At 60.3% G+C, this 21,151-nt stretch carries 14 protein-coding genes, 3 tRNA genes and 1 pseudogene; 7 read left to right on the forward strand and 11 right to left on the reverse strand.

All coding sequences use genetic code 11. The annotated features are described in order from the left end of the window. Positions 1-35: 35 nt before the first annotated feature. A complete protein-coding gene (gene uvrB, locus NAV33_RS08275; RefSeq protein WP_255978801.1) occupies positions 36-2,051 on the reverse strand; it encodes an excinuclease ABC subunit UvrB in 2,016 nt (671 codons plus the stop codon). A 338-nt stretch (positions 2,052-2,389) separates the two neighbouring features. Here uvrB and NAV33_RS08280 point away from each other — a divergent pair, with 338 nt between their 5' ends. Beyond that, the gene (locus NAV33_RS08280; RefSeq protein WP_255978803.1) at positions 2,390-3,586 is read left to right on the forward strand and encodes an amino acid aminotransferase; all 1,197 of its coding nucleotides are present in this window, start codon (positions 2,390-2,392) and stop codon (positions 3,584-3,586) included. A gap of 52 nt (positions 3,587-3,638) precedes the next feature. Continuing rightward, a tRNA-Asn gene (locus tag NAV33_RS08285) sits at positions 3,639-3,714 on the forward strand. Between the two features lie 284 nt (positions 3,715-3,998). On the opposite strand, the gene NAV33_RS08290 is transcribed toward NAV33_RS08285, so the two are convergent. The 3 genes from NAV33_RS08290 to NAV33_RS08300 form a co-directional block, all read right to left on the reverse strand. Beyond that, a complete protein-coding gene (locus NAV33_RS08290) occupies positions 3,999-4,766 on the reverse strand; it encodes an FKBP-type peptidyl-prolyl cis-trans isomerase (RefSeq protein WP_255978805.1) in 768 nt (255 codons plus the stop codon). A 232-nt stretch (positions 4,767-4,998) separates the two neighbouring features. Further along, a tRNA-Asp gene (locus tag NAV33_RS08295) sits at positions 4,999-5,075 on the reverse strand. A gap of 13 nt (positions 5,076-5,088) precedes the next feature. Then, positions 5,089-5,164 (reverse strand) — tRNA-Val (locus NAV33_RS08300). 214 nt (positions 5,165-5,378) lie between these two features. Here NAV33_RS08300 and rdgC point away from each other — a divergent pair. From rdgC to sugE, 3 genes are all read left to right on the forward strand, one after another. After that, positions 5,379-6,299, forward strand: a complete 921-nt coding sequence (gene rdgC, locus NAV33_RS08305; RefSeq protein ID WP_255979316.1) for a recombination-associated protein RdgC — start codon at positions 5,379-5,381, stop codon at positions 6,297-6,299. 63 nt (positions 6,300-6,362) lie between these two features. Next, the gene (locus tag NAV33_RS08310) at positions 6,363-7,301 is read left to right on the forward strand and encodes a bile acid:sodium symporter family protein (RefSeq protein WP_255978807.1); all 939 of its coding nucleotides are present in this window, start codon (positions 6,363-6,365) and stop codon (positions 7,299-7,301) included. Between the two features lie 139 nt (positions 7,302-7,440). Continuing rightward, on the forward strand, positions 7,441-7,755 hold the full coding sequence (gene sugE, locus NAV33_RS08315; protein WP_255978809.1) for a quaternary ammonium compound efflux SMR transporter SugE: 315 nt from the start codon (positions 7,441-7,443) through the stop codon (positions 7,753-7,755). 41 nt (positions 7,756-7,796) lie between these two features. Here sugE and malK read toward each other — a convergent pair whose 3' ends face one another. Beyond that, the gene (malK, locus tag NAV33_RS08320; protein ID WP_255978811.1) at positions 7,797-8,912 is read right to left on the reverse strand and encodes a maltose/maltodextrin ABC transporter ATP-binding protein MalK; all 1,116 of its coding nucleotides are present in this window, start codon (positions 8,910-8,912) and stop codon (positions 7,797-7,799) included. Positions 8,913-9,019: 107 nt separating this feature from the next. After that, complete coding sequence (locus NAV33_RS08325; protein WP_255978813.1) at positions 9,020-10,639, reverse strand: alpha-glucosidase; 1,620 nt, start codon at positions 10,637-10,639, stop codon at positions 9,020-9,022. Between the two features lie 346 nt (positions 10,640-10,985). On the opposite strand from NAV33_RS08325, the gene NAV33_RS08330 reads away from it, so the two are divergent. Continuing rightward, positions 10,986-12,266, forward strand: a complete 1,281-nt coding sequence (locus NAV33_RS08330) for a hypothetical protein (protein WP_255978815.1) — start codon at positions 10,986-10,988, stop codon at positions 12,264-12,266. A gap of 39 nt (positions 12,267-12,305) precedes the next feature. Here the strand turns inward: NAV33_RS08330 and NAV33_RS08335 are convergent, their stop codons facing one another. The 5 genes from NAV33_RS08335 to malE all read right to left on the reverse strand — a co-directional run bounded on the left by NAV33_RS08335 (position 12,306) and on the right by malE (position 19,475). Further along, complete coding sequence (locus NAV33_RS08335; protein WP_255978817.1) at positions 12,306-12,854, reverse strand: sugar O-acetyltransferase; 549 nt, start codon at positions 12,852-12,854, stop codon at positions 12,306-12,308. Between the two features lie 80 nt (positions 12,855-12,934). Continuing rightward, positions 12,935-15,679 carry an HTH-type transcriptional regulator MalT gene (gene malT / locus NAV33_RS08340; protein ID WP_255978819.1) on the reverse strand — a complete coding sequence of 915 codons (2,745 nt, stop codon included), beginning with the start codon at positions 15,677-15,679 and terminating at the stop codon, positions 12,935-12,937. Positions 15,680-15,712: 33 nt separating this feature from the next. Continuing rightward, positions 15,713-16,603 carry a maltose ABC transporter permease MalG gene (malG, locus tag NAV33_RS08345; protein ID WP_255978821.1) on the reverse strand — a complete coding sequence of 297 codons (891 nt, stop codon included), beginning with the start codon at positions 16,601-16,603 and terminating at the stop codon, positions 15,713-15,715. Positions 16,604-16,654: 51 nt separating this feature from the next. Beyond that, the gene (malF, locus tag NAV33_RS08350; protein WP_255979318.1) at positions 16,655-18,193 is read right to left on the reverse strand and encodes a maltose ABC transporter permease MalF; all 1,539 of its coding nucleotides are present in this window, start codon (positions 18,191-18,193) and stop codon (positions 16,655-16,657) included. Between the two features lie 94 nt (positions 18,194-18,287). Next, entirely contained in the window at positions 18,288-19,475 is a 1,188-nt protein-coding gene (gene malE, locus NAV33_RS08355; protein WP_255978823.1) for a maltose/maltodextrin ABC transporter substrate-binding protein MalE, read from the reverse strand. 457 nt (positions 19,476-19,932) lie between these two features. Between malE and NAV33_RS08360 the strand changes: the two are divergent. Beyond that, positions 19,933-21,118, forward strand: a pseudogene (locus tag NAV33_RS08360) (alpha-amylase family glycosyl hydrolase); the annotation flags it as partial. Positions 21,119-21,151: the final 33 nt, after the last annotated feature.

The following is a 21,151-nucleotide window of genomic DNA, read 5'->3' on the forward strand; positions in this document are numbered from 1 at the left end:
GGCGGTTCGCACGAAGTGCCCGCCGACTCGACGAGTCAGACCTGCAACAACCGCTCACGCAGCTTGTGGATTTCGTCGCGCGTCTGAGCGGCGGCTTCGAATTCCAGATCACGCGCGAAGGCGAGCATCTTCTCTTCCAGCTGACGGATGCGTTTGGTGATCTCGCTGGGCGAACGCAGCTCGTTCTCGTAACGAGCGGCCTCCTCCGCCGCCTTCGCCTCGCCGCGACGTTTTTTGCTGCGCGAACCTGGCACCGTGGCACCTTCGAGAATGTCCTTCACATCCTTGAACACGCCCTGCGGAACGATGCCGTGAGCTTCGTTGAACGCGATCTGCTTGTTGCGCCGACGCTCGGTCTCGCCAATCGCTCGCTCCATGGAGCCGGTCATATTGTCGGCGTACAGAATCGCCCGCCCGTTGAGGTTACGCGCCGCACGGCCGATGGTCTGGATCAGCGAGCGCTCCGAACGTAGGAAGCCCTCCTTGTCCGCATCGAGAATCGCCACCAGCGAAACCTCGGGCATGTCCAGCCCCTCGCGCAACAGGTTGATCCCCACCAACACGTCGAACACGCCGAGGCGCAGATCACGGATGATCTCGACGCGCTCGACCGTATCGATGTCCGAATGCAGGTAGCGCACCCGCACGCCGTGGTCGCCGAGATAATCGGTGAGGTCCTCGGCCATTCGTTTGGTCAGCGTGGTAACCAGCACCCGCTCTTCCTTGGCGACACATTTGTTGATTTCCGAGAGCAGGTCGTCGACCTGAGTCAGGGCCGGGCGCACCTCGATTTGCGGATCGACCAGCCCAGTGGGACGTACCACTTGCTCGATCACGCGTCCCGCATGTTCTGCTTCGTAGGGGCCCGGTGTCGCCGAGACGAAGATGGTCTGCGGGCTGATCGCTTCCCACTCATCGAAGCGCATCGGCCGATTATCCAGCGCCGATGGTAGACGGAAGCCATATTCCACCAGCGTTTCCTTGCGCGAGCGGTCGCCTTTGTACATGGCGCCAACCTGCGGCACGCTGACGTGGGACTCGTCGATCACCAGTAGCGCATCCGCCGGCAGATAGTCGTAAAGCGTCGGCGGAGCCTCGCCCGACTCGCGTCCCGAGAGATAGCGCGAGTAGTTTTCGATGCCGTTGCAATAACCCAGCTCCATGATCATTTCCAGATCGAAGCGGGTTCGCTGCTCCAGCCGCTGCGCCTCCACCAGCTTGTTGTTTGCACGTAGATAGTCGAGACGATCTTTGAGCTCTGCCTTGATGTTCTCGATAGCATCCAACAACGTTTCGCGCGGGGTGACGTAATGGCTCTTGGGGTAGAAGGTGAAGCGCGGCAGCTTGCGGATCACCTCGCCGGTCAGCGGATCGAAGGCGGACAGGCTTTCCACTTCGTCGTCAAACAGCTCGATGCGCACTGCTTCCAGATCCGATTCGGCCGGGAAGATATCGATCACGTCGCCGCGCACGCGGAACGTCGCGCGGGCAAAGTCCATGTCGTTGCGGGTGTACTGCAAGCCCGTAAGGCGGCGCAGCAGCTCGCGTTGATCCAGGCGGTCACCGCGATCCACATGCAGCACCATCTTCAGGTACGACTGCGGATCGCCCAGACCATAGATACACGACACCGTGGTGACGATGATCGCATCGGGCCGCTCCAGCAGCGCCTTGGTCGCAGACAAACGCATCTGCTCGATATGGTCGTTGATCGACGCATCCTTCTCGATGAATGTGTCCGACGACGGCACGTAGGCTTCCGGCTGGTAGTAGTCGTAATAGGAAACGAAATACTCCACCGCGTTGTTCGGGAAGAACGCCTTGAACTCACCATAGAGCTGCGCGGCCAGCGTCTTGTTCGGCGCCAACACCAGAGTTGGCCGCTGCACATGGGAAATAACGTTGGCGATACTGAAGGTCTTGCCAGAACCCGTCACGCCCAGCAACGTCTGGTGTGATAACCCGGCCTCTATACCTTCGATCATTTGCCGAATGGCTTCCGGCTGGTCACCGGCGGGCTTGAAACGCGTGACCAATTCGAACTGCGACATATCGACCTCTTATGATGGCGAGACGACCCGAAAGCCGAACGATTGTTGCATCCCTGGCGGCATCTCCTCACGGTACTCGAGCTGCTGACACCGCGACGGACAGCAACCACAGCCCCTGTCATGCGGTCGGTACCGGCAATATCAAGAGCAAGTTGCGACAGACAGGCGAAGCGAGATGAAATCAACGCTTCAACGGGGCCGAATCCGACAGAAAAACCGCCCTAGCATATCGCGACGAAGGGACAGGACCGCTATACTCTTGCCCCGTTTGCGCACCGCCCTCAGCGCGAAGCGAGGGTGCTGCATCAGTCACCTTCCTCTCTTCGAGCCTCCCCATCATGAGTTTGTTCTCCGCTGTCGAAATGGCGCCGCGCGATCCGATCCTCGGCCTCAATGAAGCCTTCAATGCCGACACGCGGCAGAACAAGGTCAACCTGGGGGTGGGCGTCTACTACAACGAAGAAGGTCGAATTCCCCTGCTGCGCGCCGTGGCTGCCGCCGAGATGGCGCGCCTGGAACTGAACGCACCACGCGGCTATTTGCCGATCGAAGGCATCGCCAGCTACGACATGGCCGTACAAGGCCTGTTGTTCGGTGCCGACTCAGCACTGGTTGCCGACGGCCGAGTAGTGACCACCCAGGCACTAGGTGGCACTGGCGCGTTGAAGATCGGCGCGGACTTTCTCAAGCGCATGCTGCCCGACGCGGTCGTGGCCATTACCAACCCAAGCTGGGAAAACCATCGCGCGCTGTTCGAGTCCGCCGGCTTCGCCGTGCAGAACTACAGCTACTATGATGCCGCCAGCCACGGCATTGATCGTGCCGGCATGCTCGAAGACCTGAAAAACCTTCCGCCCCGCTCGATCGTTGTACTGCACGCCTGCTGCCACAACCCGACCGGCGTCGACCTGCAGCCGGAAGACTGGAAGCAGATCCTCGAAATCCTGCGCGCCAACGACCACGTGCCGTTTATCGACATCGCTTATCAGGGCTTTGGCGATAGCATCGAAGAAGACGCTGCAGCCGTGCGCCTGTTCGCGGAATCGGGCATGAGCTTCTTCGTATCCAGTTCGTTCTCCAAGTCGTTCTCGCTCTATGGCGAGCGCGTTGGCGCCCTGTCGATGGTTACCCAGAGCCGCGAAGAGTCGGTACGGGTGCTGTCGCAGATCAAGCGTGTGATTCGCACCAACTATTCCAACCCGCCGACTCACGGCGCAACAGTGGTATCGGCCGTACTCAACAGCCAGGAACTTCGAGCGATGTGGGAAACCGAGTTGGGGGAAATGCGCACCCGCATCCAGGAGATGCGCCTGAGCATGGTTCGCCAGTTGGCCGACAAAGGCGCCAAGCAGGACTTCAGCTTCGTTGCCAAACAGCGCGGCATGTTCTCCTATTCCGGCCTCACACCGGCTCAGGTCGAGCGTCTGCGCGTTGAGTTCGGCGTATATGCCATCGGCACCGGCCGCATCTGCGCCGCAGCTCTGAACCACAACAATCTGGACCATGTCACCGACGCCATCGTCCAAGTCCTCTGATCCGCCGAGGGGTTGACTTCCCCTTTGCAAACAGTAGGATACGCACCGCTGTTCCGCGATAGCTCAGTCGGTAGAGCAAATGACTGTTAATCATTGGGTCCCTGGTTCGAGTCCAGGTCGCGGAGCCAAAAATCAAAGCCTCAGGTGAAAATCTGGGGCTTTTTGTGTCCGCCGGACTCTCACCAGGGACTCTGTCCCAGGTTATTCGGCAAGCCTCACCCCTTCGGGGCCGCGCTGAAGCGCGTTCTGCTGCGCAGTCGAGTCCAGGTCGCGGAGCCAAAAATCAAAGCCTCAGGTGAAAATCTGGGTTTTTTTGTGTCCGCCGGACTCTCACCAGGGACTCTGTCCCAGGTTATTCGGCAAGCAAATAAAAACGCCCCGCGATTGCAGGGCGTTTCGTACAGCGGAGTGCTTACTGCTCGGCAGCGGCTTCTTCACCTGCTTCCGACTCAGCTTCGGCAGCAGGAGCTACTTCAGTCGCTTGAGCTTCGTCACCCTTGATACCCAGCAATTCGAGGTCGAAGACCAGCACCGAGTTGGCGGGGATCAGCGGGCTCGGGCTCTGCTCGCCATAAGCCAGCTCGCTCGGGATGTACAACTTGTACTTCTCCCCAACATGCATCAGCTGTAGACCTTCAACCCAACCCGGAATAACACCGCTAACGGGTAGGTCGATTGGAGTGCCACGCTTGATCGAGCTATCGAAGACGGTGCCGTCGGTGAGACTACCTTCATAGTGAACGGTGACGACGTCATCAGGACCCGGCTGAGCGCCATCGGCTTCCTTGATGACCTCATATTGCAGACCGGATTCGGTGGTCTTGACGCCTTCGCGCTTGGCATTTTCTTCGAGGAATTTCTTACCAGCAGCGACCGCTTCCTTATTCATCTCAACCATGCGCTCTTCAGCGCGGGTCTGTAGATAGGAAAAGGCTTCCATCAGTTCTTCGTCGGTCAGCTTTTGCTCTTTCTTGCCGATGGCATCGTCGATACCTTGGGCGACAGCCTTGGAATCGAGATCAGCCATACCTTCCTGGACCAGACTCTTACCCATATTCAGGCCGATGCCATAAGAGGCTTTCTGTGCCGGAGTTTCCAGCTTGGCGCTGGTTTCCGAATCGCAGCCCGCCAGAACCAGGCCAACCAGGGCTATCGCAGACGCCAAACGTTGATGTCTCATTCTGTTTCCTTATTACGCTTTGAAAGGGGTACAGCAAACAATTGCCGGAGCTTAACAGTCGCTCCCGACAGTAGCTACCGAACCCACCCGGGTAATAGGTAAAGACAATGCAAAGTAAGGAAGTGCCGCACGAAACGCGCAAAGAATAAGAAGGAAATTGGGCGAAAAAAAAGCGACCCTAAGGCCGCTTTTTTTTGCTATCAAGGCGTTCAGCAGTCCTTGATGGCGAATATGGCGCAGCGGACGGGACTCGAACCCGCGACCCCCGGCGTGACAGGCCGGTATTCTAACCGACTGAACTACCGCTGCGCTAAACCTCGAGTGGTGGGTGATGACGGGATCGAACCGCCGACCCTCTGCTTGTAAGGCAGATGCTCTCCCAGCTGAGCTAATCACCCGTTTGCTCTCGAAGTGGGGCGCATTCTAGAGATGGTTCCTGACCTTGGCAAGCCCCTTTCGAAAAAAAAATTGCAGAAGTTCCAAAGACTTAGGAAAACCTCTGTTTATTGCAAATTTTGCGGTTTCCATCGGCATTGCGGCTTTGCAGGGTTGGCCTGAGTTCTTGGTAGGGGAATAATGCGCGCTTTGCTTTTACCGGAGTTTCAGATCGCCATGTGGTTTCGCAACCTGCTCGTCTACCGTCTCACCCAGAACGTCCCTTTCGATGTCGAGACACTTGAAGCTGCATTGGCCGCCAAGCCCGCCCGCCCCTGCGCCAGCCAGGAACTAAGCACCTACGGTTTCGTTGCACCCTTCGGCAAGGGCGAAGACGCGCCCCTGGTTCATGCCAGCCAGGGTTTCCTGTTGATCTCGACGCGTAAGGAAGAGCGCATCCTGCCTAGCAGCGTGGTCAAGGACGCGCTGAAGGAAAAGGTCGACGAAATCGAAAACGAGCAGATGCGCAAGGTCTACAAGAAGGAGCGCGAGCAACTTAAGGACGACATCATCCAGTCCTTCCTGCCCCGCGCATTCATTCGCAAGTCCGGCACCTTCGCTGCCATCGCGCCAGAGCAGGGCCTGATTCTGGTCGACTCATCCAGTCCCAAGCGTGCCGAAGACCTGCTGTCCACGCTGCGTGAAGCGATCGGTTCGCTGCCGGTTCGTCCATTGACCGTCAAGATTGCGCCTTCGGCAACCATGACCGATTGGGTAAAGACCCAGAAAGCCGCCGATGACTTCTTCGTTCTCGACGAATGCGAGCTGCGCGACACCCACGAAGACGGTGGTGTCGTGCGCTGCAAGCGTCAGGATCTGACCAGCGACGAAATCCAGCAGCATCTGGAAGTCGGCAAGCAGGTCACTCAGCTGTCGCTGGGCTGGCAAGAAAAGCTGTCCTTCGTGCTCGACGACAAACTGGTGATCAAGCGCCTGCGTTTCGAAGAGTTGCTGCAGGACCAGGCTGAGCAGGACGGCGGCGATGATGATCTCGGCCAGCAGGACGCCAGCTTCCTGCTGATGATGCTGACGTTTAAGGAGTTCCTGCCTGCGCTGTTCGAAGCGTTGGGTGGTGAGGAGATTCCGCAGGGCATCTAAACTGCCTTGCGCGCCGTCAGTTGACGCTGACGGCGCTCCCTCCATAACTACAAGGTAAGCCCGATGCGTGCTCTCGCCGCCCTCAGCCGCTTTGTCGGCAATACGTTCGCCCTCTGGGTCCTGCTGTTCGCCGTTCTCGCCTTCTTCCAGCCCAGCTGGTTTTTGCCTGCTACCGCCTGGATCGTCCCACTTCTGGGGTTGATCATGTTCGGCATGGGCCTGACCTTGAAAGCGGCTGATTTCGCCGAAGTCGCTCGCCGTCCACTTTGGGTAGCGCTGGGTGTCGGCGCGCAGTTCCTGATCATGCCGACCCTCGCCTGGTTGCTCTGCCAGCTGTTGGGTTTGCCGGCTGAAATCGCCGTGGGTGTGATCCTGGTGGGTTGCTGCCCAGGCGGCACCGCCTCCAACGTGATCGCCTGGTTTTCCCGTGGTGACGTCGCGCTTTCGGTTGCAATCACCGCTGTTACCACCCTGCTTGCGCCGCTGGTCACGCCAGCGCTGATCTGGTTGCTGGCCTCGGCCTGGCTGCCTGTCAACTTCGGCGCGCTGTTCATGTCCATCGTGCAGATCGTGCTGCTGCCTATCGCCCTCGGCCTGATCGCCCGTCGCCTGCTGGGCACCCGTGTGCATCAGGTGGTGGAAGTGCTACCGCTGGTCTCGGTGGTCAGCATCGTGATTATCGTTGCCGCAGTGGTCGCAGCCAGTCAGGCCAAGATTGCTGAGTCGGGATTGCTGATCATGGCGGTGGTGATTCTGCACAACAGCTTAGGTCTGGGCCTCGGTTACTTCGTTGCTCGTGCCTTCGGCCTGCCGCTCGCGCAGCGCAAAACGCTGTCGATCGAGGTCGGCATGCAGAACTCCGGCCTTGGCGCAGCATTGGCCAGCGCGCACTTTTCGCCGTTGGCAGCAGTACCCAGCGCGCTATTCAGCGTCTGGCATAACCTGTCCGGCGCGCTGCTGGCAACCTGCTTCCGCCGCATGCGCGACAAGGGCCAAGCCTGAGCTGACGCTGCGCTCCTTTGGTCCGGGCTACTTGCCCGGACCTGCTGACTGTGCAAAATAGCGCCTGCTGAGGACGACCTCAGGCTGCACAGACGCATCGGGGACGGCCCCGCCCACTTACCGTCCCATAGAGGTGCACATGTCCTGGGTCATCTTGTTTTTTGCCGGCCTGTTCGAGATCGGCTGGGCCGTTGGCCTGAAGTACACGGACGGTTTTTCCCGTCCGCTGCCCACGATACTTACGATCGCTGCGATGCTGGCCAGCCTTGGATTGCTGGGTCTGGCGATGAAAGAATTGCCGCTGGGTACCGCCTATGCCATCTGGACCGGCGTAGGCGCAGTGGGAACGGTGATCGCCGGAATCATATTGTTCGGCGAATCGCTGAGCCTGTTCCGCCTGGGCAGCGTGCTGTTGATCTGCATTGGCTTGCTCGGCTTGAAACTCAGTCATTGAAGGTACGGAGGCAGCCGGCCGAACACCGGCTACCTCCACTATCAGCCGAACAGCGCCGGCTCGCGATAGTGCCGCGCACACGCCTGACCATCAGCACGGAACAGATGGCACTTGTTGGCGAGCAGCCCCGTGGCGTAAGCCTGCCCCACCGCAACGCGGCGGTTACCATCGCTGGCGACCGCGACCATCTCGTCCACACCTTCGAAGTTCAGATGCAAGAGATTGTGATCACCGAGTCGCTCGGCCACTGCAATCTCGCCGCTGAAGACGAAATCCGCATGCCCTACATCGACGAAATGTTCAGGACGAACGCCCAAGGTCAATGCATCACCGGAACTGACCTGACTGCCATCCACCGGCACCCGCAAGGAGCTGCCGCCCGGCAACGTCACCTCGACCGACTCGGCATCGGCACGCAACACGTTTACCGGCAGAAAATTCATTTGCGGCGAGCCGATAAACCCAGCGACGAATTGGTTGCGCGGGTAGTGATACAGCTCCAGCGGTGGCCCGACCTGAGCGATACGCCCGGCATTGAGCACGACGATCTTGTCGGCCAACGTCATGGCTTCGACCTGATCGTGGGTGACGTAGATCATCGTCGCCTTGAGGCGCTGATGCAGGCGCGAGATTTCGATGCGCATCTGCACGCGGAGGAAAGCATCGAGATTTGATAGCGGCTCGTCAAACAAGAACACCTTGGGCTCGCGCACCATGGTGCGACCGATGGCGACTCGTTGGCGCTGCCCACCGGAGAGGTCCTTTGGCTTGCGGTCGAGCAGGTTGTCGAGTTGCAGAATCTTCGCCACCGACTCCACGCGGCGCTTTATTTCTGCCTTGTCGATTTTCGCCAGTTTCAGGCCGAACGCCATGTTTTCCGCGACGTTCATATGCGGATAGAGCGCGTAGGACTGGAACACCATTCCTACCGAGCGATCCATCGGCGGCAGCTCGTTGACCCGTTCACCGTCGATCTGCAGCTCGCCGTCGGTGATGTCTTCCAGACCGGCGATAAGTCGCAGCAGGGTCGACTTGCCGCACCCGGAAGGCCCGACGAACACCACGAATTCCCCGTCGGCGATATCGAGATCGATACCACAAGTGATGGGTACGTCGTCATAGCTCTTACAGATATTCCGCAGGGTTACGCTGGCCATTATTGTTGTTCTCCTTCAAACAGCCGCCGCGACGAATCGCGGCGAGCGAAGCTAATAGGCAGCAGGCCGATCAAAACGAAACGCGGATAGTCGTTTGATCGGTCGACTTACCCGAGCCGACGAGCAAACCCGAACCCATGAGCCGGCAAGTGTACGCCGTGACCGTCGAAAACAGCCGTTGCCGAGGGTACGTCCAGGCCTTCGACCGGCTCCGACAAATCAAAGTGCCGCGCGCTGTCACCCATATTGAACAAGCACACCCAGACTTCGTCATCCAGGCGGCGCTCGTACACCAGCAACGCATCGTCGTGATGCACGGTTCTCATGCTGCCCTCGATCAGCAAACGCTGATCCTGGCGCCAGGCGAGGAAGCGACGGTAGATGTTGAGCATCGAGTCAGGGTCCGGCTCCTGGGCGGCGACCGAAAGCGGCAAGTGCTTATCGGCCAGGGGCAACCAGGGTTGCTCGCGACTGAAACCGCCGTGCCGATCCTGATCGTGCCAGGGCATCGGCGTGCGGCACCCGTCTCGGCCTTTGAATTCAGGCCAGAAGCGGATGCCATAGGGATCGACCAGCTGTTCGAACTGCAGCTCGGCTTCGTCCAGTCCGAGCTCCTCGCCCTGATACAGGCAAACGCTGCCACGCATCGACAACAGCATCGCCATGAACATGCGTCCACGGGCGTGATCCGGCTGATTGGCCAGCGCCCAGCGGCTCATCACCCGTACCACATCATGGTTGCCGATAGACCAGCACGGCCAGCCGTCGACCAACTCACGCTCCACGCAATCGATGGTATGGCGCAGGAAGCTCGGGCTGCACTGCTCAGTGAGCAGATCGAAGGAATACGCCATGTGCAGCGTATCGCTACCGCCGGTGTACGCCGCCATGGTGGTCAATGAATGATCGCAACCAATTTCGGCCACGGTGGCGCTGCCTGGGTAGCGCTCGAGTAACTGCCGAATGCGGCGCAGGAAATCGAGATTTTCCGGCTGGGTCTTGTCGTGGATGTGCTTTTGAAAGGCATAGGGGTTGTCGGCACGTACGCCGATGCTGCCTTCGCGAATTTCGTAATTCGGTGGGTTATCGCGCAGTTCGCGGTCATGGAAGTAGAAGTTCGCCGCGTCCAACCGGAAGCCGTCGACGCCTAGTTTCAGCCAGAATTCCATGTCTTCGAGCAGCTGCTGCTGGACTTCTTCGCAGTGAAAATTGAGGTCTGGCTGGCTGGAAAGGAAGTTGTGCAGGTAGTACTGCTTGCGGCGGCTGTCCCATGTCCAGGCCGGACCGCCGAACACCGACAGCCAGTTGTTGGGTACGGTGCCGTCGTCTTTCGCGTCGGCCCACACGTACCAGTCGGCCTTCGAGTTGTCGCGGCTGGAACGGCTTTCCTTGAACCAGGCGTGTTGATCCGAGGAGTGGTTGAGGACCTGATCGATCAGGATGCGAATGCCGCGCGAATGGGCGACGTCTATGACCTGCTTGAAGTCTTCCAGCGTACCGAACAGCGGGTCCACGCCGCGGTAGTCGGATACGTCATAACCAAAATCCTTCATCGGCGAAGTGAAGAACGGCGACAGCCAGATGGCATCGACGTTGAGGCTGGCGATGTAGTCGATCTTCTCCACTACACCGAGCAGATCGCCGACCCCATCGCCGTTACTGTCGAAAAAGCTGCGCGGGTAAACCTGATAAATGACGCCGCCGCGCCACCAGTCATTGCGATTCATACAACCAACCTTCGATGTTTGGGGGAACACGCCGCCACTCTAGGTACGTCAACCCGCCGCAACATCCTCCTGCATATCATTTGCCAAGGCGTACAGCGCAGGCGTAGAGACCGAGCCTTAGGGGGGCGTACTGCCGTCGATCAAGCCGACTTTGCTGCACTACGAAAGGGATCGACCGATCGTCATAAAACCGTCGACAAACAAGCGGATCGACACTTATCTGTCACGAGCGACTTATAGGATTAGGGCAGTTCCAGGACTGACCCTGCAGTAGCTGCCGCGCCCACTAGGAGTGTGAGCCGCCCAGTCAGGAGCGACACGCATCCACCTTCCATGGAGAAACGACATGTTCAAGTGCAAGCCCCTCGCAGCCGCCATCATCGCGATTCTCGCTACTCAGGCCTACGCTGATGAAAACAGTGCAGAGCAGAACCAGTCCGGCGCCGACAACATTGCGGAAGTGACCCAGACCGGCGGCCAGGACAACCTGTCCTATCAATCACAGATTGGCGCGAACAATGACGGAACCGTCACCCAGGACCAGGCGACAACGTCAGATGCCATCCAGACGCAGACTGGCAATCTGAACTATGCCGACATCGTGCAGAACGCGACAGACCAGAGCGAAGCGATCCAACTGCAACAGGGCGACAACCACGACGCAAGCATCGTCCAGACCGACACCTTCGGTGCTAGCGCGCGTCAGTACCAGGAAGGCAGCTTCAACACTGCGATCACCGAGCAGACCTCCGCTAACCTGAGCTCAGCCGTGACCGAGCAGGACGGTAGCGACAACTTCGCCGAAGCCATTCAGAGCAACACCGAATCGAGCCTGTCCGAGCAGATTCAGGTCGGCAACGACAACGTCTCGCTGGTGTGGCAGGAAGGCGGCGCACGCAACGACGGCTTCGTCGATCAGCTAGGCGACGGAAACGATGCAACCGTTTACCAAGTGAATGCCTTTGATTCCGGCGCTGAGGTCGTCCAACAAGGCGACTTGCAGACCGCATCGGTGATGCAGGAAGGCTCGGAACATAGCGCCAGCATCCAATCGCAAGGACTGATGAACGAGGCTTACGTCGACCAGAGCGGCTCGCTGCAAACTGCCTCGATCTATCAGGACGGCACGTCCAACAGCGCTGATATCTTCCAGGCGGGCGAAGGCAACAACGCCAGCACCGATCAGACCGGCAATAACAACTACGTTACCGTCGACCAGCTAGACGGCAGCTTCCAAACCGCTTCGCTACAGCAAGCCGGCGAGTACAACGAGGCCTATGTCACGCAGCAAGGTACCGATCACCTGATCGACTTCGCTCAGGACGGTTCCGACAACCTGCTCACCGCTGAGCAGAGCGGCAATGGCAACGAGCTGACCGGTTCGAGCTACGGCGATAACAACCGCGTGGATGTGCTGCAGGACGGCAATCTCAACGTGGCCGACATTCAGCAGATCTACGGTTCGGATAACGAAGTCAGCCTGACGCAGACCGGCGAAGGTCATCTGGCGCAGGTGCTACAGGGCGGCACCGCCAACCAGGCGATCCTCGATCAGAGCGGCATGAACAACAGCGCAATGGTTTCGCAGATGGGCTCGGGCAACATGGCAATCGTGACCCAGCAGTAAGCGATATCGGTAGCCGGTCATATGGCCGGCTACCTCCCTCTAGCGACTGCGCGCTGGGTTACCGACCATCGTCGCTCCTGCCGCTACATCTCGAGTCACCACGCTGCCCGCCCCGATCACGGCACCATCGCCGATGGTCACGCCCGGCAGGATAATCGCGCCCCCGCCAATCCATACGTGCTCGCCAATGATCACCGGCCGACCGAACTCCAGACCGCTGCGGCGACTCTCTGCATCGCGAGGATGGTCTGCCGCGTATATCTGCACGGCCGGCCCGATCTGCGTCCCAGCGCCGATACGCACCTCGACCACATCCAGAATCACGCAGTTGAAATTCAGGAATACCCCATCGCCCAAGTGGATGTTGTAGCCGTAATCGCAGTGAAACGGTGGCCGTATCACCGCGCCTTCGCCGACGCTGCCAAACAACTCGCCCAGCATGGCCCGACGCACTGCGGCGGTTTCGCCGAGCGCGGCGTTGTAACGCACCATCCATGCTTTCGCGGCAGCCTGATCGGCCTGTAGCTGAGAGTCGCCCGGCTGGTACAGCTCACCGGCAAGCATTTTCTGTTTTTCGGTCATCGACATCGTCTGGCTCCAACTGGGCATGAAATCGCACCCGACCTTGGACCGGCCGGAGGCGCAATCGCTCGGTGCGACGCCGGCCGCTATTCGCCCTGGATCTTGCTCAACAGGCTGCGCGCCAGCTGTACGGCCTCGTTGCGATGGGTGATGTTGAGCTTCTGGTAAAGGCTGCGAATGTGCGTCTTGATGGTGGTGGGCGCCACATTGAGGTGTTCGGCGATCTGCTCGTTGGACTGCCCGGCATGGATCAGGCTGAGCACCTGCCATTCCCGGCGCGTCAGCGGCGAGTGACGGATCAGCTCGGGCACATCGGGGCGGTTGATGATGTCTTGAATCACCGCCTCATCTAGGGTGATGCGGATCGCGCGGCTGAAGTCGCGTTGCTGCTGCGCCAACAAGATCAGCCGATCGGCGCGCTGGGCTTCGAGTTCATCGAGCTGGCGTTCATGCTGCAGCGCCTTGAGCATTGCGATGATCAGCTTGCCAATGCGCAGAAAGCTGCCGATGGCGCCGGTACTGCTGGCCAGCGTCAGCGCCAGTTGCAAATGATCGAGCGCCTGCTGACGCTCCTCGCGCAGCCAGTGCAGCTGGGCCAGCAGAATATGGTTGCGGTTGAGGTCCATCACCAGACCATGCTGTTCGGCATCGATCTGCAACTGCCGCAAAATCGGCAGCGCCTTGTCCGGCTGTTTCAGCGACAGGTAGGCGCGTGCGTGGTTGCGGCCGTTGTACTGGGCGAAGTGATTGAGCCCGCGCTGCAACGCCGGTGCGGTGAGCAACCATTGCTGGATGGCGGTTTTGTCCTGGGTCGAATCCCAGTAGCTGAGCATCACCGCGTGAGCATTGGCGAGCCAGTCGACGTGGTAGTTGTCGTCGGCCAGCATGCTTTGAATCTTGCCGATGTAATCGGCACATGCGCTCTGCTGGCCGCGGGCATGGGCGACGCCGGCGAGCAGCGCATAACACTGCATGAGCCAACGATCACCGACGTCCTCCAGGATCTGGATACCCTGCAGCGCGCACTGCTCGGCAGCATCCAAGTGATGCCATTCGAGCAGTACCTGGCCGCGCACGCGGTAGATGAATTCCATGATTGGCGTGGCCTGCAGCTCGGCCTGCTCGACGTACTGGATCGCGCGTTCCTGCAGCGAATAGGCCTTTTGCAGGTAGCCCTGGGCGATGGCGATTTCCGAAAGCTGCCCAAGGTTCCACACCACCAGATGCGAGGCGCGGATCTCCCGCGCGCGGCGCTCGGCCTCCTCGTACTGCTTTTGCGCCTGAGGCAGCAGCCCTTGAACGAAGTGCGCCTCGGCCAAGCCCGACAATGCTGCAACCTTGGAGGTACGCATGATCAGCGGCTCACGCGCCAGCGCTTCACGGGCCAGGGCAATCGCCTGCTGTTCGTCGCCGCGGTTCATCGCCACCTGCGCGCGCACCGCATTGAATTCACCAACGATGCGCGCCCAATCCTCGTCCGAGCAGCTGCGTTGCAATGCGTGCTCGCCCGCCTTGAACCACCGCTCGACCTGGTCGAACTGATAGGAATTCTGCGACACCCAGGCCTGCAACAACGTGAACAATGGCGAGCCGGCGATGGCCTGTTCCGGCAATGTCTCCAGGCATTGCTGCAACAGCCCCAGCCGGCCCTGCCGATAGAATTGCCGGCCATGCCGCTCCAGCACCTCGCCAACCCGCTCGGGGCAGCCCGCTTCCACCGCGTGGCGCGCTGCCTCTTCCGGCAGGCTCTCGGCCATCAGCGCCTCGGCCGCGCGCAGATGCAGTTCCGACATGCGCTGCGGCTGGTGCGTGCGCAGTTCGCCCTGGAGGAAGGTCGCGAACAGCGGGTGATAGGCGTACCACTGGCGCAGGCTGTCGAGCGGCAGCAGGAACAGGCCGCCGCGATCCAGTTGTTCGAGCATGTCGCGGGCGTTGCTGTTCTGGGTCAGGTGATTAGCAAGCGAGGCGTTGAAGCGCTCTAGCAGGCAGGTGGCCTGAAGAAAATCGAGCGTCAACGCGCCCAGCCGGTCCATGACCTGCTCGCGCATGTAGTCGCGAATATAGGGATGCCCAAGCTGCAGATTCTCTAGAAACAGGTCCATGCCGCGTCCGGTCTGCACCTCCTGCAAGGCCAGTTGCAGCGCACAGGGCCAGCCGCCGATACGCCGGTTGAGGCGTTCGATCTGCTCGCGATTGACCGTCACTGGCAAGCCCAGCCCGAGCAATGCTTCAACCTCATCGGTCTCGAACGCCAGGTGTTGCGCATCCACCGTGAGCATCTGATGTTTGACGCGTAAATCCGCCACGCCCAGTTCGGGCAAGCCGCGACTGCACACCAACAGCGTTATCCATGCCGGCATGTTGCGCAGGAAGAAGCGCAGCGCAGCAATGACTTCCGCGTTGTGCAGCGTCTCGAAGTCGTCCAGTACCAGCAGCAGCGGTTCGTGCTCGACCGGCAGTTCCGCCAGCAGATGCGTGAGCAAGGTGTCGAAGACCTCCCTGCCCTGCTCCGCCAACAACAGGCTGCGCGGACAGCCATGCTCCAGCTGCGCATCGATCACGTGCAGCAGATAACGGCCGAGCTGAAGCGGATCGTTGTCGCCGGGGTGCAGCTGCAGCCAGGCAACCTTCCCCTCGAAGGTGAGCGCCCACTGGCAGGCCAGGGTGGTTTTGCCAAACCCGCTGGGTGCCTGCAATACCGCTAGACGCACCTCGCCCAGGCGCTGCAGCCACTCGTCCAACCGTGGCCGCGCCAGCAAGCCGCGCGGCATCGGCGGCATTCTCATCTTCGCGGGTATCAGTGGTAGCGGTGCAGGCATTGCGGCGTTCATATCGTCTCCCTCGATTCCGTTCACTGGGGCGCGCTAACCCTTCACTCCGCCCGCCGTCAGCCCGCCAACGATCCACTTCTGGCAATAAAGGAACACCGCGGTGATCGGCAGCCCGGACAGCACCGCCGCAGCGGCGAAGTCGCCCCACAAGTAATTCTGGTCATAGAGATACTGCTGGGCACCGACCGACAGCGTGAGCTTGTCCACATCCATCAACAGCACCGAGGCGATTGGGTATTCGGTGATGCTGGTGATGAAGGCAAGAATGAACACCACCGCTAGAATCGGCACGCTCATCGGCAGAAGAATGTGTACGAAGGCCTGCCAGGTGGTCGCGCCGTCAACGATGGCCGCCTCTTCCAGCGAGCCGTCGATGCTTTCGAAATAGCCCTTGATGGTCCAGATATGCAGCGCCATGCCACCCAGCGAGGCGATGATCACCGCGCCATGGGTATTCACCCCAAGCCAGCCAATATGCTGACCGAGCTGGTCGAACAGCGCGTAGATCGCCACCAGCGTCAGCACCGGTGGGAACATCTGGAATATCAGCATGCCCTTGAGGATCGGCCCCTTGCCCCGGAAGCGAAGCCGAGCGAACGCATAGGCGCTGGTGGTGGACAGCATGAGGATCAGCAGCGAACTGATCAGCGCGATCTTCACCGAGTTCCACAACCAGGTAAGCACCGGAAACGGCGGGCTGCTGACCGCGCCATTTTCATGGACGTAGGGAATGCCCAACGCCAGCGACCAATGTTCCAACGTCGGGCTTTCCGGAAACAGGCTGCCGGTGGCGAAGTTGCCTTCGCGAAAGGAGATCGACACCACCATGAGCAGTGGAAATACGATCAGGGCGACAAAGGCGAGCAGTGCGGCATGTGTCAGCCAGACGCGATATTTGACGGATTTCGGTTGAACCATGGCCATGTGCCTAATCCTTAAAGTTCGCGAAAACTGCGAGAGTGTTTTTGCAAGCGTTCATACCTTGACCTTGGAAAGCTTCAGATTCAGCCAGGCCATCGCGCCGACGACGATGAAGATCAGCGTAGCGATGGCGGCGGCCAGGGCGAAGTTCTGCCCCGAATCCTGAAAAGCGATGCGGTAGGTGTAACTGACCAGCAGGTCGGTGGTGCCGGCCGGCGTTGTGGTGCCGAGGATGTCCGGGCCGCCACGGGTGAGCAGCGTGATCAGCACGAAATTATTGAAGTTGAAGGCGAAGCTTGCGATCAGCAGCGGCGCCAGCGGCTTGATCAGTAATGGCAAGGTGACCTTCAGCAGGTTGTCCAGTGGCGTCGCACCGTCCATTGCCGAAGCTTCGTAAAGATCACGCGGAATCGCCTGCAACAGGCCCATGCACAGCAGCAGCATGTAGGGATAACCGAGCCACGTATTGACCAGCAGAATCATGCTGCGCGCCAGCGTCGGGTCGCTGAACCAGGCCGGGCGCACCTGAAACAGGCTGTCGAGCATCAGGTTGATCTCGCCGAAGCTCTGGTTGAACAGGCCCTTGAACACCAGGATCGAGATGAACGCCGGAACCGCGTAGGGCAGGATCAGCATCAGCCGGTAGAAGGCCTTGCCGCGTACCATGTCCCATTGCAACAGGCTCGCCAGCACCAGCCCCACGGCCAGGGTGAAGACCACCGTCAACGCCGCGAAACACACCGTCCAGACGAAAATTTGCAAGAACGGACCCCGAATTTTCGGATCGGTCAATACCTTGGCAAAGTTGCTCCAACCGGCGTAAACCGTATAACCCGGCGCGACCTTCTGCCCTTCGGCATCAACATAAAAGCCGATTTCATCGTTGGCGGTCAGGCGTTCGCCGGTCTGGTTGTTGAGCAGCGAGCCGTCATCCTGCAGGCGGTACAGCGGCTCCACCGCGGCAACCTCGCGCAAGCCGTACAAACGCAACAGCTGCCCCTTGTCGCCGCGCATCACCCATTGCTCCAGCTGGTTTCGCAGCCGAATCACGTCGCGCAGCGGCATTGCTCGGCCCAGATCGCCGACCTCAGCCTCGGGGCTCATTCTCAGCGGCTCACTCTCCAGCGGCTCGCCCTGCAAAGGTGCGGAAACCCAGACGCCCTGCTCGCCTTTGTCGACGCGCAGGCGCATTTCGCCGGCGTCGTTCTGGTGCAGAGTGAAACCGAAGCGCTCACCGGCCAGGTAGGTCTGACTGAGGTGATAACGCTGGGCCTGATCGAAGGTCAGCAGGTTGGTGCCGCTGTAGTTGGTGAAGCCGATGCCCACGGTGTACAGCAGCGGGAAGATGACGAATATCAGCATCCCGGCCACCGCTGGAAAGATGTAACGGTGGGCGTAGGCGCGGCGGTTGATGAAGACGAAACTGGCGATCCCCGCGACCACCAGCCCGAGCAGGGCGAACACCGTCTGCCCCTGCGCATAGAGGGCGACGATCAGGTACAGCGCAAACGCGTTGCAGATCAACCAAAGCCCCCAGCGCATCGCGGCTGGCAGCTTCGGAATGGATAATTTCGGCACGGCTCGGCCGGGCATCTCGACGGGAACATTCACGGCGGACATCGGAATCTTGGCCTCAAGGCGCGCAGCCGAAGACGCAGGCGTCTCCGGCTGCGGCTGCGGGTTGTCGTTACTTGACGATGCGCTTGGCGGCGTCATCTAGAGCGGCATCGACCGATTGACGACCGGACGTGATGTTGGTCAGCGCAGGCTCCATCGCCGACCAGAACACACCCATCTGCGGAATGTTCGGCATCGGTCGGCCTTGCTCGGCGCTGTCGAACGTCGCCTTGATCAACGGATCGTTGGCCAGCTCGGCCATGTATGCCTTGTTTGGCACCGCACCCAGCGGCACGTCGGCATTCATGGTCTTCAGCCCCTCGACCTGCAACAGGTAATTCTCAAGAAACTCGACGGCCAATGCCTGGTTCGGGCTGGCTGCGTTGAGGGTCGCGGCCATCACGCCGGAGAACGGCTTGCTCGGGCTATCGCCCACCGCCGGAATCGGCGCCACGCCGAAATCGATACCGCTTTTGCGGATGTTCGACCACGCCCAGGGCCCACTGATGAACATCGCCGAGTCGCCCTTGTTGAACGCGGCTTCGGCGGCACTGTAGTCGGCGCCCTTGGGCATGACGCCCTCATCGATCAGGCGCTTGAGCACGGTTGCGCCCTGCTTGGCGCCCTCATTGTTGACACCGGTCTTGCTGACGTCGTAACCCGCGTCACCGTTGGCGAAGGCGTAACCACCATTGGCCGCCAGCAGCGCCCAGGTGAAATAGGTGTTGTTGTAATCCCAGAGAATCGCGCGCTTGCCGTCGGCAGCGAGTTCTTTATTGAGCGTAAAGACTTCATCGAACGTCTTCGGCGGGGTCGATACCAGCGCCTTGTTGTAGATCAGCGCGGGGGCTTCTACTGCCATGGGATAGCCCCACAACTTCCCTTGGTAACTCACCGCGTCCCAGGCGAAATCAGCGATCTCGCCCTTGGTCTCGGCACTCGGCGTGATCGGGGAAAGCAGCCCGCTCTGCGCCCATTCGCCAAGTCGGTCGTGTGCCCAGATGAAAATGTCCGGCCCGTTGCCGGTGGCTGCAGCCTGCTGAAACTTGTCGGTCGCCGCATCCGGATGGGCGACTTCGACTGGAATGCCGGTTTCTTCGGTGAACTTCTTGCCGACCTCAGCCAGGCCCTTGTAGCCCTTGTCACCGTTTATCCAGACGACCAGCTTGCCTTCTTCGATGGCAGCCTGGACGGACAGCGGCAAACTCAGGGTTGCGGAGAGACCGATCGCGGCCGCTGCAAACAGCTTTTTATTCATTCGTGTATCCCTCGTGGCTTCTTATTTTTGATCCACAACGTTCTGCTTGCCGCTGGGCGGTCTTGCAGTGCATCCATACTCGCCCTGCCGGTGGGCTAAAACATCCTCCCCGGCGGGAGGATGAGGGGCGTAGAGGCAGGGCGTAGTTTTGCCTTCTGGCGGTTTTCGCAGCGCGCTTGAATCGGCCCTTCTCCGCCTGCTCGGCTCGGCGAAAACACGCTTGAATAGAGCCATCTATCCCGCCTTGCCGGAGCCGGACATGCGCCCTCTGCCGCCCCTTAGTCCTTCTATCCTAGCCCTTTGTTTCAGTCTGCTCGTGCCTGTCGTGCAAGCGGAACCGCAGGTGCCGATCAGACTCAACGGTCAACTGCTGCAGCCGGCCTGGGAAACTCTGGCTGATGATCGCTTCGACGCGGAGCTGGAGCTGCCGAATGGCGTGTTGCAGCTGGGCATCGACGAGGCTGAATCGTCATCAAAGCAGCCTCGCGACTGGCGCAACGCAATCGTCTATTTCGCCCTCACCGACCGTTTTGCCAACGGCGGACCGAGCAACGACCGCAGCTATGGTCGGAAGCCTGACGGCGCGCAAGAAATCGGCACCTTCCACGGCGGCGATCTCAAGGGCCTGACCGGCAAACTCGATTACCTGGCCGAACTCGGCATCGACGCCCTATGGATCAGCGCGCCCTATGAACAGATCCACGGCTGGGTGGGCGGCGGCGACAAGGGCGACTTTCGTCATTACGCCTATCACGGCTATTACGCGCTGGACTTCACCCAGCTGGACGCCAACATGGGCAGCGAGAACGACCTGCGCGAGCTGATTGCCCAAGCCCATGCCCGCGGTATTCGCGTGCTGTTCGATGTGGTGCTCAATCATGCCGGCTACTCGACCCTGGCCGACATGCAGCACTATGACTTCGGTGCGCTGCGCGACGGCATGGCGCAATACCTACCGGAGCAGTGGACGCAGTGGCGACCGGAGTCCTTCGAGAACCTGCACGCCTATCACAACTTGATCGATTACGAGCATCCGGCCTGGGCCAACTGGTGGGGCAAGGACTGGGTTCGCGCCGGCATCGCGGATTACCCCGCTCCGCCCAGCGTACTGGTGGATCCCGCTCAAGGGCTCGCTGGCGTTCCTGCCCGACTTCCGCACCGAGAGCGATGCGCAGGTCGGCCTGCCGCCTTTCCTTCAGAACAAGCAGCCGACCCGCGCCGTGGACCGCGACGGTTATCGCGTCCGCGATTATCTCGCCGAATGGCTGACGTACTGGGTTCGCGAGTTCGGTGTGGACGGGTTCCGCGCCGATACCGTCATGCACGTGGAGCCGGCAACCTGGGCGCATCTGCGCAAGCAGGCGGACAAGGCTCGCCGCGACTGGGGCCACACCAACCCAAGCGATCCGTTCGCTGACGAGCCGTTTTGGATGGTCGGCGAAGTTTTCGGTCACGGTCCGGAAACCAGCGACTACCAAGCCAATGGCTTCGACGCGCTGATCGATCACTGGCGCCGCATCGGTCAGTTCCGTGCGCGCCATCCTGCGATTGGCGCCGGCAGCCACAGGCGGCTATCCGAGCATCCTTACGCTTTCGCCAGGCAACAGGGCGACGACAAAATCATCGTAGTGCAGGCCCGCTAACCATCCATTCCTACCCACCGGCAGAGGACTGCG

Source organism: Stutzerimonas stutzeri, from assembly GCF_024448715.1.
GTDB classification, from domain to species: Bacteria; Pseudomonadota; Gammaproteobacteria; order Pseudomonadales; family Pseudomonadaceae; genus Stutzerimonas; species Stutzerimonas stutzeri_AR.

What these genes read in the sequence shown, in the direction of transcription:
- uvrB (WP_255978801.1), bottom strand. Translation starts at nt 2,051, where the DNA reads ATGTCGCAGTTCGAATTGGTCACGCGTTTCAAGCCCGCCGGTGACCAG.
- NAV33_RS08280 (WP_255978803.1), top strand. Translation starts at nt 2,390, where the DNA reads ATGAGTTTGTTCTCCGCTGTCGAAATGGCGCCGCGCGATCCGATCCTC.
- NAV33_RS08290 (WP_255978805.1), bottom strand. Translation starts at nt 4,766, where the DNA reads ATGAGACATCAACGTTTGGCGTCTGCGATAGCCCTGGTTGGCCTGGTT.
- rdgC (WP_255979316.1), top strand. Translation starts at nt 5,379, where the DNA reads ATGTGGTTTCGCAACCTGCTCGTCTACCGTCTCACCCAGAACGTCCCT.
- NAV33_RS08310 (WP_255978807.1), top strand. Translation starts at nt 6,363, where the DNA reads ATGCGTGCTCTCGCCGCCCTCAGCCGCTTTGTCGGCAATACGTTCGCC.
- sugE (WP_255978809.1), top strand. Translation starts at nt 7,441, where the DNA reads ATGTCCTGGGTCATCTTGTTTTTTGCCGGCCTGTTCGAGATCGGCTGG.
- malK (WP_255978811.1), bottom strand. Translation starts at nt 8,912, where the DNA reads ATGGCCAGCGTAACCCTGCGGAATATCTGTAAGAGCTATGACGACGTA.
- NAV33_RS08325 (WP_255978813.1), bottom strand. Translation starts at nt 10,639, where the DNA reads ATGAATCGCAATGACTGGTGGCGCGGCGGCGTCATTTATCAGGTTTAC.
- NAV33_RS08330 (WP_255978815.1), top strand. Translation starts at nt 10,986, where the DNA reads ATGTTCAAGTGCAAGCCCCTCGCAGCCGCCATCATCGCGATTCTCGCT.
- NAV33_RS08335 (WP_255978817.1), bottom strand. Translation starts at nt 12,854, where the DNA reads ATGTCGATGACCGAAAAACAGAAAATGCTTGCCGGTGAGCTGTACCAG.
- malT (WP_255978819.1), bottom strand. Translation starts at nt 15,679, where the DNA reads ATGAACGCCGCAATGCCTGCACCGCTACCACTGATACCCGCGAAGATG.
- malG (WP_255978821.1), bottom strand. Translation starts at nt 16,603, where the DNA reads ATGGCCATGGTTCAACCGAAATCCGTCAAATATCGCGTCTGGCTGACA.
- malF (WP_255979318.1), bottom strand. Translation starts at nt 18,193, where the DNA reads ATGCCCGGCCGAGCCGTGCCGAAATTATCCATTCCGAAGCTGCCAGCC.
- malE (WP_255978823.1), bottom strand. Translation starts at nt 19,475, where the DNA reads ATGAATAAAAAGCTGTTTGCAGCGGCCGCGATCGGTCTCTCCGCAACC.